General features: G+C 33.2%; 15 protein-coding genes. 14 read left to right on the forward strand and 1 reads right to left on the reverse strand.

The annotated features are described in order from the left end of the window. Both FH779_RS17255 and FH779_RS17260 read left to right on the forward strand, forming a co-directional pair. Window positions 1–1,449 carry an ATP-binding protein gene (locus FH779_RS17255; RefSeq protein WP_244957987.1) on the forward strand — a complete coding sequence of 483 codons (1,449 nt, stop codon included), beginning with the start codon at window positions 1–3 and terminating at the stop codon, window positions 1,447–1,449. Between the two features lie 49 nt (window positions 1,450–1,498). After that, window positions 1,499–2,149 (forward strand): tRNA1(Val) (adenine(37)-N6)-methyltransferase, encoded by a 651-nt coding sequence (locus FH779_RS17260; RefSeq protein ID WP_244957988.1) that lies wholly within the window; start codon window positions 1,499–1,501, stop codon window positions 2,147–2,149. Between the two features lie 173 nt (window positions 2,150–2,322). On the opposite strand, the gene pckA is transcribed toward FH779_RS17260, so the two are convergent. After that, on the reverse strand, window positions 2,323–3,894 hold the full coding sequence (gene pckA / locus FH779_RS17265) for a phosphoenolpyruvate carboxykinase (ATP) (protein ID WP_180905570.1): 1,572 nt from the start codon (window positions 3,892–3,894) through the stop codon (window positions 2,323–2,325). Window positions 3,895–4,122: 228 nt separating this feature from the next. Between pckA and FH779_RS17270 the strand changes: the two genes are divergently transcribed. The 12 genes from FH779_RS17270 to rfbA all read left to right on the forward strand — a co-directional run bounded on the left by FH779_RS17270 (window position 4,123) and on the right by rfbA (window position 14,779). Next, window positions 4,123–4,359 (forward strand): acyl carrier protein, encoded by a 237-nt coding sequence (locus tag FH779_RS17270; RefSeq protein WP_038336002.1) that lies wholly within the window; start codon window positions 4,123–4,125, stop codon window positions 4,357–4,359. Between the two features lie 13 nt (window positions 4,360–4,372). Continuing rightward, window positions 4,373–5,626: a beta-ketoacyl-ACP synthase II gene (gene fabF, locus FH779_RS17275; RefSeq protein ID WP_125349147.1), complete on the forward strand. Its 1,254-nt coding sequence runs from the start codon at window positions 4,373–4,375 to the stop codon at window positions 5,624–5,626. After that, entirely contained in the window at window positions 5,626–6,378 is a 753-nt protein-coding gene (gene rnc / locus FH779_RS17280; RefSeq protein WP_180905571.1) for a ribonuclease III, read from the forward strand. The genes fabF and rnc overlap by 1 nt, the downstream gene beginning before the upstream one ends. Before the next feature lie 4 nt (window positions 6,379–6,382). Continuing rightward, on the forward strand, window positions 6,383–6,841 hold the full coding sequence (locus tag FH779_RS17285; protein WP_180905572.1) for an IPExxxVDY family protein: 459 nt from the start codon (window positions 6,383–6,385) through the stop codon (window positions 6,839–6,841). A 32-nt stretch (window positions 6,842–6,873) separates the two neighbouring features. Further along, complete coding sequence (gene pyk, locus FH779_RS17290; protein WP_180905573.1) at window positions 6,874–8,316, forward strand: pyruvate kinase; 1,443 nt, start codon at window positions 6,874–6,876, stop codon at window positions 8,314–8,316. A gap of 131 nt (window positions 8,317–8,447) precedes the next feature. After that, window positions 8,448–9,440 (forward strand): mannose-1-phosphate guanylyltransferase, encoded by a 993-nt coding sequence (locus FH779_RS17295; RefSeq protein WP_180905574.1) that lies wholly within the window; start codon window positions 8,448–8,450, stop codon window positions 9,438–9,440. A 101-nt stretch (window positions 9,441–9,541) separates the two neighbouring features. Next, entirely contained in the window at window positions 9,542–9,961 is a 420-nt protein-coding gene (locus FH779_RS17300; RefSeq protein ID WP_114998507.1) for an adenylyltransferase/cytidyltransferase family protein, read from the forward strand. Beyond that, window positions 9,961–10,977 (forward strand): NAD-dependent epimerase/dehydratase family protein, encoded by a 1,017-nt coding sequence (locus tag FH779_RS17305; RefSeq protein ID WP_180905575.1) that lies wholly within the window; start codon window positions 9,961–9,963, stop codon window positions 10,975–10,977. Before FH779_RS17300 ends, FH779_RS17305 begins: the two co-directional genes overlap by 1 nt. Further along, window positions 10,974–12,293, forward strand: a complete 1,320-nt coding sequence (locus tag FH779_RS17310; RefSeq protein WP_180905576.1) for a nucleotide sugar dehydrogenase — start codon at window positions 10,974–10,976, stop codon at window positions 12,291–12,293. The genes FH779_RS17305 and FH779_RS17310 overlap by 4 nt, the downstream gene beginning before the upstream one ends. A 7-nt stretch (window positions 12,294–12,300) precedes the next feature. Continuing rightward, window positions 12,301–13,347, forward strand: a complete 1,047-nt coding sequence (rfbB, locus tag FH779_RS17315) for a dTDP-glucose 4,6-dehydratase (RefSeq protein WP_180905577.1) — start codon at window positions 12,301–12,303, stop codon at window positions 13,345–13,347. 1 nt (window position 13,348) lies between these two features. Next, window positions 13,349–13,897, forward strand: coding sequence for a dTDP-4-dehydrorhamnose 3,5-epimerase (rfbC, locus tag FH779_RS17320; protein ID WP_180905578.1), 549 nt, complete (start codon window positions 13,349–13,351; stop codon window positions 13,895–13,897). 21 nt (window positions 13,898–13,918) lie between these two features. Next, window positions 13,919–14,779, forward strand: a complete 861-nt coding sequence (gene rfbA, locus FH779_RS17325; RefSeq protein WP_180905579.1) for a glucose-1-phosphate thymidylyltransferase RfbA — start codon at window positions 13,919–13,921, stop codon at window positions 14,777–14,779. Window positions 14,780–14,788 lie beyond the last annotated feature (9 nt).

Here is a 14,788-nt window from a genome sequence, read left to right on the forward strand (position 1 = left end):
ATGATTAGAAAAAAAAATAACCTATCGCTACCCGTTCGTATTATCATTTATATGGTAACGATTTTGTTATTTACAGCAGGAGCTATCTTGCTGATTACTGCCAATCATTTCAATGCACAAACTAAACAATATCACGAAGATATTCTCAAACGAAAAGTTAGAGCGGTAGAATCTGCGATAGATTATGAAATGGATAATTACCCTGGGATAGCAAGCAAAGATAATATTCATGACATTTTAGAAGATGGTTTTCTTCGCATTGCTGATATCAATAAAACCGATATTGTAATTTATGATTTGCGTGGTAATAAAATTTTAACCACACAGCCAGTTTCAACGACTTATGATGTTTTACCTCAGAAAATATTAGACCAACTACAAAAATCAAATGATTTTATTGTAACCAATAAAGATACGGCTTACGATAACAATGTTTATTCGTCTTATAGTCATATCAAAAATTATTACAACGAAAATATTGCTGTTCTCTGTCTACCTTATCAATCTAACCAAGATTTTTTACAACAAGACATGTTTACATTAATTGGTAGTTATGGATTGGCTTTTGGAGTTATTCTTTTGTTTGGAACATTTGCGGTCTATTTTGTTACTAAACGTACGCTTAATAAACTTTGGTCGTTTGCAGATCGTATTCGCGAAACAGAAGTTATTGTAAACAATATGCCGATTCGTTACGATGGTAACGATGAAATAAAGGTTCTGGTAGATTCTTATAATGATATGTTGTACCGATTGCGGGAACAATCAGATTTGTTGGCTAAACAAGAACGTGAAGAAGCCTGGAGAGATTTTGCAAAACAAGTGGCGCATGAAATCAAAAATCCATTAACACCAATGCGATTAATGATTCAGAATTATATGCGAAAATTTGATATCAATGATCCGAATCTTGAAGAAAAGACGATGCGAACAACTAATATTTTATTGCAACAAATTGATACCATCTCTGCGATAGCCGAAGCTTTTTCAGATTTTGCTAAAATGCCTTCTCGTAAAGACGAAAAAATAGATGTGGTTGATGTTATCAAAAATACCCTTTTTGTATTTCCGATGGAATTTATAGAATTTAATTATTCGCCTAACATCATCATGATGCGTTTTGATAAACAATATATGAATCGAATTATTACCAATATTACTAAGAATGCGTTTCAATCTATTCCACAATCTCGTACAGCAAAAGTGAGAGTAGATGTGGCGTTAGTTAAAGATTTTCTTCATATCACCATTCAAGATAATGGGAATGGAATTCCTATCGAATCACAAGATTCTATTTTTGTTCCGAAATTTACAACAAAGAATAGTGGAATGGGAATTGGTTTGCCAATGGTGAAAAAAATTATTGACGATTATGACGGATCAATTCGTTTCGAAACCGAAATTTCTGTCGGTACAACATTCTACATTTTGATTCCTTACAATGAATAGAAAACCTTTTCGATTCAAACAATTCGAAATTTTTCAAGATAAAACCGCAATGAAAGTAGGCACAGATGGTGTTTTACTTGGCGCTTGGGCTGATTTAAAAAGTGGAAATACTATTTTAGACATTGGTACAGGAACTGGATTAATTTCGTTGATGTTAGCGCAACGTTTTCCTCTTTCTATGATTGAGGCAATAGAAATTGATAACGATGCTTTTTTACAAGCAAAAGAAAATTTCGAGAATGCATCTTTTTCAGATCGATTAACCATTTTTAATTCATCGCTTCAAGATTATTCAACCAATAAAAAATATGATTTGATTGTCAGTAATCCACCTTTTTTTACGGTGAATGATACGGTTGATTTTGATGCGCGTAAACAAGCACGCCAGCAAGAAACGTTGACTTTCGAAGAATTAATAAAAAAAACTGCTGAATTACTACATAAAGACGGATTAGCGAGTTTTATAATTCCATACGATCAAATGGGTGATTTTTGTATGATAGCGGCTCAAAACGCTTTAAAACTATCTAGAGTCGTTTATATCAAAGGGAATTCGACAACGGTAACAAAACGTGTGTTGTTAGAATTTAGTTTTCATGAAAAAGAAGTAGAAGAAAAAGAATTAATCATCGAAGTCGATCGCCATCAATACACAGAAGATTATATTAAGTTGACAAAGGATTTTTACTTGAAAATGTAATTTTTATCAAAGATGAAAAACGATGAGTAAACTACTGATTTTCTATGTATCTATTTGATGATTTATTCCAAAATTTAAAAACATAAAAAAAAACCGAGCAATTTGCTCGGTTTTGTATTTATTTCTGATTTTCAAAATGAGTTAAAAACTCATTCTCAACCTCAATCTTAACCTTAAATAGTTGGTCCACCAGCTAATAAATCAGCCGTTGCAAATTCTTCGAATTTCTTGAAGTTCGCTTTGAATTTATCTGCTAATTCTTTCGCATTTGCTTCGTAAGCTGCTGTAGAATCAAAAGAAGTCGCTGGACTTAATTTTTCTGAAGCAACACCTTCGATTGCAACTGGAACTTCAAACCCGAAATAAGGATCTTTTTTGAATTCTGCGTTGTTCAAATCTCCGTTTAAAGCTGCATTGATAACCGCACGTGTATCTTTTAAAGACATACGCTCTTTTTTACCATTCCAACCTGTATTGATTAACCAAACATTTACACCAGTTTTCTCAACTTTATCGCTCAACATTTCAGCATATTTAGTTGGGTGTAACGGCATAAATGGCGCACCAAAACATGTAGAAAATGTAGTTTGAGGCTCTGTAACACCAGCTTCTGTACCAGCAACTTTAGATGTATATCCTGAGATAAATAAGTAAGCCGCTTGATCTGGGTTTAATTTTGCAATTGGAGGGAAAACTCCGTAAGCATCAAACGATAAGAAGAAAATATTTTTAGGATTTTTTCCTACAGATGGAACTGCAATATTTTCGATATAATCAATTGGATAAGAAACACGTGTATTTTCTGTGATAGATGTATCTGTAAAATCAACCTCGTTAGTTCCTGGAATTAATTTACAGTTTTCTAATAAAGCTCCATCTTTGATCGCTGCAAAAATTTCTGGCTCACCTTCTGGAGATAAGTTGATAACTTTTGCGTAACAACCACCTTCAAAATTGAAAACAGTATTGTCTTCTGTCCATCCGTGCTCATCATCACCAATCAAACGTCTGTTTTTATCTGCCGATAAAGTTGTTTTTCCTGTTCCAGATAAACCAAAGAACATTGCTGTATCTCCGTTTTCACCAGAGTTTGCAGAACAGTGCATTGGTAAAGTATTTCTGAATACTGGCATGATGAAGTTTAAGGCAGAAAAAATTCCTTTTTTCATTTCTCCTGTATAACCAGTTCCACCGTTTAAAACGATTTTACGTTTAAAATTTAAGATAGAGAAATTGTGTTGTCTTGTTCCATCTTCATTAGCGTCTGCAACAAAAGTTGGTGCATTGATAATTGTCCATTCAGCATCACCAAAGTTTTTTAATTCTTCTTCCGTTGGACGAATAAACATGTTATAGATAAATAAATTAGCAGCAGGAGTTTCTGTAATTGCTCTAATTTTTGTTTTGTAAGCATCATCAGCACAAGCAAAAGCATCGCGTACATAAATTTCGCGGTTGCTTAAATGCTCAACAACTTTATCATACAAAGCGTCAAATTTATCAGAATCGAAAGGAATATTGATGTTTCCATCCCACCAAACGTTTTCTGCTGTAATATCATCTTTTACAATAAAACGATCTTTAGGCGAACGTCCTGTAAATTCTCCTGTTAACATATTTACTGCTCCAGAAGATGTAATTTCTCCTTGTCCTAGCTCTACCATTTTCTCCGTAAGCTCTTCAGGAGATAATTGATAGTTAATTTTGGAATTTTTTATTCCGTAAGATGCCAATTCTATGCTCATTTTTGTGATTTTTATAGTATTTTAAAATATTAAAGGTAAAAACTTTGCACAAAGTTACAATAAAAAAAAGCGTGAAAAATTTGACTTATGTCATTCACTTAAACGTTTTCGTGAATATTTATTCAGCTTATATTTGCAAGTTCTTATGCGTGCATATAAAAAAAAGCTTGTATTTAATATAAGTTTTATATTTTTGCACTAGTTTACAACAATTAAAATTAGAAAATTATGTCTGACATTACATCAAGAGTGAAAGCGATTATCGTAGATAAATTAGGAGTTGACGAAAGCGAAGTTACGCTAGAAGCAAGTTTCACTAACGATTTAGGAGCTGATTCATTAGACACAGTAGAATTAATCATGGAATTCGAAAAAGAATTTGATATCCAAATTCCAGACGATCAAGCAGAAAAAATTTCTACTGTAGGTCAAGCTGTAACATACATCGAAGACTTAAACAAGTAATAGTTCCTATTTTATGGAATTAAAAAGAGTAGTAGTAACAGGTTTAGGCGCGCTAACACCAATCGGAAATACATACCAAGAATATTGGAATGGATTAGTGAATGGTGTAAGTGGCGCTGCGCCTATTACGCTTTTTGACGCAACTCTTTTTAAGACACAATTTGCTTGTGAGATCAAGAACTTCAATATCGAAGATCATTTTGATCGTAAAGAGGCAAGAAAAATTGACCGTTGTGCCCAATTGGGAATTATTGCAGCTAGAGAGGCAATAAAACACAGTGGAATCTTAGAAGATGCAAATGTAAACAAAGAGCGTATCGGCGTTATATGGGGATCTGGTATCGGTGGAATTAAAACTTTTGAAGAAGAAGTTTCTAATTACGCAACAGGAAATGGAACACCACGTTTCAATCCTTTCTTTATCCCTAAGATGATTGCAGATATCACGCCTGGTCATATTTCAATGGAATTTGGTCTTATGGGACCTAATTATACAACTGTTTCGGCATGTGCCTCTTCTACAAACGCAATTATTGATGCTTACATGTTATTAAGACTTGGAAAAGCTGATGCAATTGTTGCAGGAGGGTCAGAAGCTGCGATTACAGCTGCAAGTATTGGAGGTTTCAATGCATTACATGCGTTATCTACACGAAATGATGATCCACAAACTGCTTCTCGTCCATTCGACAAAGACCGCGACGGTTTTGTAATGGGAGAAGGGGCTGGAAGTATTATTTTAGAAGAATACGAACATGCAATTGCGCGTGGAGCTACAATTTATGCAGAATTAGTAGGGACAGGAATGACAGCAGATGCTCACCATATTACAGCACCGCATCCAGAAGGATTAGGCGCACTTAATGTGATGAGAGAGGCTTTATTAGACGCAAATATCAGTGTAGAAGATGTAGATCATATTAATATGCATGGTACATCGACTGGATTAGGAGATATTGCAGAATCTAAAGCTATTCAAAAATTATTTGGAGAACATGCTTATAATATTCAAATCAATTCAACAAAATCTATGACTGGTCACTTATTAGGTGGCGCAGGGATTATTGAAGCGATTTCGGCTATTGGAGCAATCAATAACAGTATCGTTCCACCAACAATTAATCATTTTACGGATGATGAAAATCTTGATCCGAAAATCGATTATACATTTAACAAAGCAAAAGAGAAAAATGTAGATTATGCATTGAGTAATACTTTTGGTTTCGGTGGTCACAATGCTTGTGTGATATTTAAGAAGTATAAGTAATGTCTTTCTTAAAAAAATTATTTTCTTTTAAAAATCATCGTGATGATTCAAATTCATCTGATCCTTTTTTGAAATTTTTGAAGTCGATTTTGGGTTATACTCCTCGCAATGTTGAGGTTTTTAAAGAAGCATTTACCCACAGATCTGCACAGAAAAAAGATGAAAATGGAAACAGTATAAACTTTGAAAGATTAGAGTTTTTAGGAGATGCATTACTTGGTGCTTCTGCAGCAATGTACTTATACTACAAAGCGCCCGATCAACAAGAAGGTTATTTGACAAAAATGCGCTCTAAAATTGTTTCGCGTAAACAATTGAATGCCGTTTCCAAACAACTTGGCTTGTTAGATTATTTGGATCCAATGAACAATCACAACAATTTGGGTGAAGACGTAAATGGTGATATGTTGGAGGCGTTGGTAGGAGCAATTTATGTTGATGGAGGCATAGATGCTGTACAAAAATTTATTCAAATCAAAATTATTGACCCTTATGCGGATTTAGATCGTTTGGAACACACGATTACAAGTCACAAATCGTTGATTTTGGAATGGAGTCAAAAAACGAGAAATACGATAAGATTCAATACATTTGAGGAGCAAAACGCAGAAGATTTGCAGGTTTTTGTATCAGTTATCCGTCTCAATGATAAAGTCATCTCGAAAGGGAGAGGAACTTCTAAAAAGAAAGCGGAGGAAAGTGCAGCAAAACGCGCCTACTATTCGCTACAAAAGAAAATAGAAAAAGTTTAGAAACATGGCAGAATTACTCTTATATGATGATTGGATAGATTTTCATCTCATAGGCGTAAATTCTAGTTTTAACACTTCTACACAATTTATTTTCCATCTCAACTCTACTTTTGATACGCGTTTTGAGCGTATTCACGATTTGGATATTCGGTTAGATGAGCATACTTATTTTTTCGAAACCTATCAATGGTTAGATGAAGCAAATAAAATAGATTATCATATCATTAAAAATACACCAAATCAATCCGATTTTAAAAAAAATGAAGTAGATTTATCAAATCTTTTCAAAGAGAGCGTTATTCTTGTACCAAATTACAAGGATTGCAATTATGTTGTAAAAATCTCTGGTTGGGAAGATGAACTACAATATCTTCAACTACCATTTGTAGAAAAAGATTTTATAAAAACGATCAAAAAAATAGATATCGATTTGATTAACAATGCAGATCAATTGGTTTTCTAACAAAATATTGTGCATAAAAAAAGGGAAAAATTATGATTTACGATAGACAATATCTTAAAAAGACAAAAATTGTCGCGACTTTAGGTCCGGCAACAGAAAGTCCAGAGATTTTATTAGAAATGATGAGAAAAGGAACAGATGTGTTCCGTATCAACTTTTCACACGCAGATTATGCGGATGTGAAACGTAAGATTGAAACAATTCATCAATTAAATAACGATCATGGCTACAATACAGCAATTTTAGCAGATTTACAAGGTCCTAAGTTACGTATTGGAAAAATGGAACACGAAGATTTTATCATCAATCCAGGAGATATTTTAACTTTCACAAACGAAGATGTTGTAGGAACGAAAGAAAAAGTTTTTATGACGTACAAAAAGTTTGCGCAAGACGTGCAAGTGGGAGAAAATATTTTGATTGATGACGGAAAATTAATCTTCAAAGTAATCGAGACAAACGGAACGGATACTGTAAAAGCAGAAACGATTCAAGGAGGTCCATTGCGTTCTAAAAAAGGAGTTAACTTACCAAATACAAATATTTCTTTACCAGCTTTAACAGAAAAAGATAAAGAAGATGCAAAATTCGCAATCGAAAATCGTGTAGATTGGTTTGCATTATCTTTCGTTCGTTCTGGACAAGATGTAAAAGATTTATCAGAATTTATCAAAGAAAATGGAACATTAAAAATTCCAATTATCTCTAAAATCGAAAAACCAGAAGCATTAGAAAATATTGATGATATTTTAGAATTTTCTGATGGATTAATGGTTGCTCGTGGAGATTTAGGAGTTGAGGTTCCGTTTGAAATCGTTCCAAAAGCCCAAAAAAAATTAATTGACAAAGCGAAATTAGCTCGTAAACCAGTTATTGTTGCAACGCAAATGATGGAAACAATGATTTCTAGTTTGACACCAACTCGTGCTGAGGTTTCTGACGTTGCAAATGCAGTTTTTGATGGTGCGGATGCGGTAATGTTATCTGGAGAAACTTCTGTAGGACAATATCCTGTACAAGTTATCGAGAAAATGACAAAAATTCTTCAAACTGTTGAAGATGATGATCACGTACATGTACCAGAACACAAACCAAAGATCAAAAACGAACGTTTTGTAACTGATATGGTTTGTTATAATGCGGCTAGAATGGCAGAAGATACAGGAGCGAAAGCAATTGCAACTTTAACGTATTCTGGTTATACAGCTTTCCAAATTTCTTCTCATCGTCCAAATTCATTTATCTTGGTATTCAACCCAAGTAAACGTATTAACCGTATGTTGAATTTGTTGTGGGGAGTGAAAGCAATCAATTACGATCCTCGCGATACTTCTACCGATCAAACGGTAACTGAGGTAAATATCTTGGCGAAAAATGCAGGTTATGTAGAATATGGTGATTATATCATCAATCTTAATGCAATGCCAGCATTTGAGAAAGGAATTACAAATACATTACGTATTTCGATGATTTAATAAAATCAATAATAATAGTTTAAAGCGTTCAATTTTTGAACGCTTTTTTTGTATGTTAAAGAAAAAAATGATTTTAAAAGATTTGTTAAAATATAATTTATTAACTTCGTCAGTTCGAATTAGAAGAATTTATGTGTATTTATAACGTGATATTATCTGGAGGAGTAGGAAGTCGTTTATGGCCACTTTCTCGTAAAAGCCATCCAAAACAATATTTACCTTTGTTTAATGAGCAATCATTATTTGAGTTAACGATTCAACGTAATCGTCCAATTGCCGATAAATTAATTGTGATTGGGAATAAAGATAATGACCATTTAAGTCAAGAAGTTTTAGATAAACTTGATGTTGAATACACAAAAATTGTAGAAGCTGTTCCACGTAATACAGCAGCGGCAATTGCATTTGCAGCTTTAGCAGTTGAGGATGATGATATTCTAATTGTTACACCATCTGATCATTTGATTGAAGATATGGAAGCTTATCAAGTTGCAATGAAAAAAGCGATTGCGCTAGCCGAAAAAGATTATATCGTAACATTTGGTGTTCATCCGACTCGTCCAGAAACGGGTTATGGTTATATTGAGCACAAAGGAGATAATGTACTTTCTTTCCGCGAAAAACCAAATCATATTACTGCGCAAGATTTTATCGAGCAAGGAAACTTTTTGTGGAATAGTGGAATGTTTTGTTTCAAAGCAAAAATTTTACTGAAAGAATTAAAGAAATTTGAGAAAGATATTTACGAAGCTTCAAAAATTGCTTGGTCTGACAATATTAACGGAGAATTGAACGAAGAACTTTCAATGAATATTCCATCAAATAGTATCGATTACGCCGTAATGGAACGAAGCAAGAAGATAAAAGTAGTTCCAGCAAAATTTGTTTGGAATGATTTAGGTTCTTTCGAATCGTTGTATGATTATTTTATAATGAACGGACATTATGTCGATCGTAATGGAAACATGGTGATTGGAACAGATGTTTATACTTCTTTTGTTGGTTTGCAAAATACCATTTTTGTGAATACCCCGACAGCGAATTTAATTCTACAAAAAGAATATTCGCAGGAAGTAAAGAATGTTTACACGCATTTAGAAAAAATAAATTCTGAATTAATTTAAATACTTAGCACTCGATTTGAGTGCTTTTTTTATGTCATAAAAGCTTAAAATTAATTCAATATAAATCCTTAAATTTGTCGTTCCAACAATATTATTATAAAATGACAACGGGAATTACATTCGGTATATTTGACCTTCTTCATGCAGGTCATGTGATGATGCTCGAAGAAGCCAAAAGACAATGCGACTACTTAATTGTAGGGCTTAATACTGATCCTGCAAGTGTAGACCCTTCAAAAAATAGTCCTACTCAATCTATTGTAGAGCGTTATATTCAATTAGAAGGTTGTCGATATGTCGACGAAATCATTCCCTACGAAACCGAACAAGATTTGTTTGATATGTTAAGTGCTTTACCAATAAATGTTAGAGTTATTGGCGAAGAATATCGAAATATCGACTTTACGGGAAAACAATATTGTTTAGATAATAATATTCAAATTTACTACAACAAGCGTACACACCGCTTCTCTAGTTCTGGATTAAGAAAAGTAGTTGCGACTTCTGAAAAGGAGAAATAATGAAAACAGTATTAATAACTGGTGTAGCTGGTTTTATAGGTTACCATTTAGCTGAAAAATTAATCGAAAAAAATATCAAAGTTGTTGGAATTGATAATATTAACGATTATTACACTATTCAGTTAAAATATGATCGATTAAAAGAATTAGGAATCAATCAAGAATTTGCTTCAAATTTTGATCAGAAAGTTCTATCTTCTAAACACGAAGAAAAGATGATTTTCTATCGAATGAATTTAGAAGACAAAGAGTCATTAGCTCAACTTTTTAAAGAATATTCTTTTGATTCGGTTGTTAATATGGCAGCTCAGGCTGGTGTTCGTTATAGTATCGAAAATCCTGATGCCTATGGACAGAGTAATTTAGTTGGTTTTCTAAATATTTTAGAATGTTGCCGAAATTATAACGTCAAAAAATTACTGTACGCAAGTAGTTCAAGTATTTACGGAAACTCTTCAGATGTTCCTTTTTCAACAAATCAAAACGTTGATCATCCTATTAGTTTATACGCAGCTACTAAAAAAGCAAACGAGCTAATGGCGCATGCGTATAGTCATTTATACAATTTCCAAACGATAGGTTTGCGCTTTTTCACGGTTTATGGACCTTGGGGACGACCAGATATGGCCATGTTTTTGTTTACAGATGCTATTTTGAATCATCAACCCTTAAAAGTTTTTAATCACGGTGATTTGTCACGTGATTTCACTTACATTGATGATATTATTCAAGGAATAGACAAAATACTTGAAGATAAAAATATTAAAGAAAAATACCAATTATACAATATTGGGAATAGTAAACCTGTTCAATTAATGGATTTTATCAAAGAAGTTGAGCTTTCGACAGGTGAAAAAGCTATTTTAGAAATGTATCCGATGCAAGCAGGAGATGTCAATCAAACATGGGCTGATGTCCAAGAGTTGAAAGATAAATTTGGTTATAATCCTAATTATCCTGTTGACAAAGGAGTGTATAACTTTGTACAATGGTACAGAAAATATTATAATAAATGAATCAACAACATAAAATAGCAGTAATTGGCTTAGGGTACGTAGGTTTACCTTTGGCTCGATTATTTGCAACAAAATACCCTGTTGTTGGGTTTGATATCAATCAGAAACGTATTGCTGAATTAAATAGTGGAATTGATTCAACTTTAGAAGTTGAAAATAATGTTCTACAAAATGTTTTAGTTAAACAAAACCCTTTTAATTCACATTCTGACCTTGTCGAAGAATCTCAAAACGGACTGTTTTGCTCTTCAAATACAGAAGATATTAGAGATGCTACAATTTATGTGGTAACCGTTCCTACGCCAGTGGACAAAAATAATCGACCAGACTTGACTCCTTTGAAAAAAGCTTCGGAAACGGTAGGTAAAGTGTTAAAACCAAATGATATTGTTATTTACGAATCAACGGTTTATCCAGGTGTTACAGAAGAAGAATGTATTCCAGTATTGGAACAATTTTCGGGATTGAAGTTTAACCAAGATTTTTATGCGGGATATTCGCCAGAGCGAATTAATCCTGGAGATAAAAAACATACGGTTGAGAAAATTTTAAAAGTAACATCAGGTTCAACGCCAGAAATTGGAAAAATTGTTGATGATTTATATCAATCAGTAATTGTTGCTGGGACTCATTTAGCACCTACAATCAAGGTTGCAGAAGCTTCAAAAGTGATCGAAAATTCGCAGCGTGATATCAATATTGCATTTATCAATGAATTATCGAAGATTTTTTCGCTAATGGATATTGATACAAACGATGTTTTAGAAGCTGCTGGAACTAAATGGAATTTTTTACCATTCAAACCAGGTCTTGTTGGAGGACATTGTATTGGTGTTGATCCATTTTATTTGGCTCAAAAAGCACAAGAAATTGGTTATTATTCTGAATTGATTTTAGCAGCAAGACGATTAAATGACTCGATGGGAGCTTTTGTAGCTTCGCAAGTTGTTAAATTGTTAATAAATAACGATATAAAAGTAAAAGGAGCAAGAGTTCTAAATTTAGGAATTACCTTTAAAGAAAATTGCCCTAATATTCGTAATTCGAAAGCAATTGATGTAATTAATGCATTAGAAGAATATGGAATAGAGGTGACAACTTTAGATCCTTGGGCTAACACAACAGAGGTGATGCACGAATATGGAATAAAATGTCATTCAGAACTTATCGAAGGATCTAAATTTGATGCGATTATCTTGACTGTTTCACACGACGAATTTTTAAATCTTCAGTTAAATGATTATTTAAAAGAAAATGGTGTGATTTATGATGTAAAAGGGGCTTTGCCTAAAGAAGAAGTTGATAAACGACTATAAAAATACTATGAAAACTATTTTAATTACTGGAGGAGCTGGATTTATCGGTTCTCACGTTGTAAGAGAATTTGTCTTAAAATATCCTGAAACGAAAATCATCAACCTTGATGCGTTAACGTATGCGGGTAATTTAGAGAATTTGAAAGACATCGAAATTAAATCAAATTACGAATTCGTAAAAGCTGATATTACTGACGCAAAACATATATTAGAAGTTTTTGAAAAATATCAGCCAGATGGTGTCATCCATTTAGCAGCTGAATCTCATGTGGATCGTTCTATTACAAATCCGTTAGAATTTGTGATGACCAATGTGATTGGAACAGTAAACTTATTGAATGCTGCAAAAACGATTTGGAACAATAATTTTGAAGGAAAACGTTTTCATCATGTTTCGACAGATGAGGTTTTTGGCGCTTTAGGTGATGAAGGTTTTTTTACAGAAGAAACTTCTTATGATCCGCATTCGCCATATTCAGCATCAAAAGCATCTTCGGATCATTTTGTAAGAGCATATCATGATACATATGGTTTACCAATTGTGATGACGAATTGCTCAAACAATTATGGACCAAATCATTTTCCAGAAAAATTAATTCCATTGTGTATTCATAATATTTTGAATGGAAATCCATTACCAATTTATGGAGACGGAAAATATACACGCGATTGGTTATTTGTAATCGATCATGCCAAAGCGATTGATTTAGTTTTCCATGAAGGAAAAAATGGAGGTTCTTACAATGTAGGAGGTTTCAACGAATGGAAAAATATCGATTTGGTAAAAGAATTGTGCAAGCAAATGGATGAAAAATTAGGGAAAGAAGCAGGAACTTCAAAACAATTAATCACATTTGTGAAAGATCGTCCAGGACATGATTTACGTTATGCAATTGATGCAACAAAAATCAACGAAGAATTAGGCTGGAAACCAAGTGTGACGTTTGAGCAAGGTTTGAGTCTAACAATTGATTGGTTTTTATCCAACAAAGAATGGTTAGATAATGTAACGTCTGGCGATTACCAAAATTACTACGAAAAACAATATAATTAAGATGAAAGCGACAGAAACTAAATTAAAAGGTTGTTTTATTTTAGAACCAACAGTTTTTGAAGATTCGAGAGGATATTTCTTCGAAGCGTATCATGAAGATAAAATGGAAGAAATATTGGGCTATAAACCAACTTTTGTTCAAGATAATCAATCTAATTCATCTTACGGAGTTGTTCGTGGTTTACATATGCAAGCGGGAGAGCATTCGCAGGCAAAGCTGGTTCGTGTTGTAGAAGGTGCTGTGATTGATGTTGCAGTTGATGTTCGTCCTGGTTCTGAAACATATGGACAATCAGTTGCAGTTGAATTATCTGCTGATAACAAAAGACAATTGTTTATTCCAAGAGGATTTTTACATGGTTTTTCTGTTATTTCTGAATCAGCGACATTTTTATATAAATGTGACAATGGCTATAATAAAGCCTCTGAAGATGGAGTTTATCCATTAGATCAAGAAATTGGAATTGATTGGGGGGTTCCTTCAGATAAAATGATTATTTCTGATAAAGATCAAGAAGCGCAATCATTTCAAACATTTCAAACAAAATAACTAAACTAAAAATACTATAAATTGAAAGGAATAATTTTAGCTGGAGGATCTGGTACAAGGTTGCATCCATTAACATTAGCGGTTAGTAAACAGTTAATGCCAGTATATGATAAACCAATGATCTATTATCCATTATCAACTTTGATGTTGGCAGGGATTAATGAAATATTGATTATTTCTACGCCTCATGATTTACCACATTTTGAAAAATTATTAGGTGACGGATCGCAAATAGGATGTAAATTTTCTTATAAAGAACAACCAAGTCCAGATGGTTTAGCGCAAGCTTTTATTTTAGGAGAAGAGTTTATTGGAGATGATAAAGTAGCATTAATTTTAGGAGATAATATTTTCTACGCATCTGGAATGTCAAAACTATTGCAAGATTCTGCAAACCCTGACGGAGGAGTGGTTTTTGCTTACCAAGTTTCTGATCCAGAACGTTATGGAGTAGTAGAGTTTAATGAGAAGAATGAAGTAGTTTCTATCGAAGAAAAACCTTCTGAACCTAAATCAAATTATGCAGTTCCTGGATTATATTTTTATGACAATGATGTGGTAGAAATAGCTAAAAATATCAAACCATCTCCTCGTGGAGAATTAGAAATTACAGATATCAATGCTGAATATCTTAAAAGAGGTAAATTGAAAGTTGGTGTTTTCAACCGTGGTACAGCATGGTTAGATACAGGTACAATCAATTCGTTAATGCAAGCTGGACAATTTGTTCAAGTAATTGAAGAACGTCAAGGAATGAAAATTGGTGCGATTGAAGAAGTAGCTTATCGTATGGGTTATATTGACAAGCAGCAATTAGAAAAAATTGCAGAACCATTACGTAAAAGTGGGTATGGGGAGTATCTGATTAGAATAATAAAATAAGCTACAATA

The sequence above is a fragment of the Empedobacter falsenii genome (genome assembly GCF_013488205.1).
Taxonomy (GTDB): Bacteria; Bacteroidota; Bacteroidia; order Flavobacteriales; family Weeksellaceae; genus Empedobacter; species Empedobacter falsenii_C.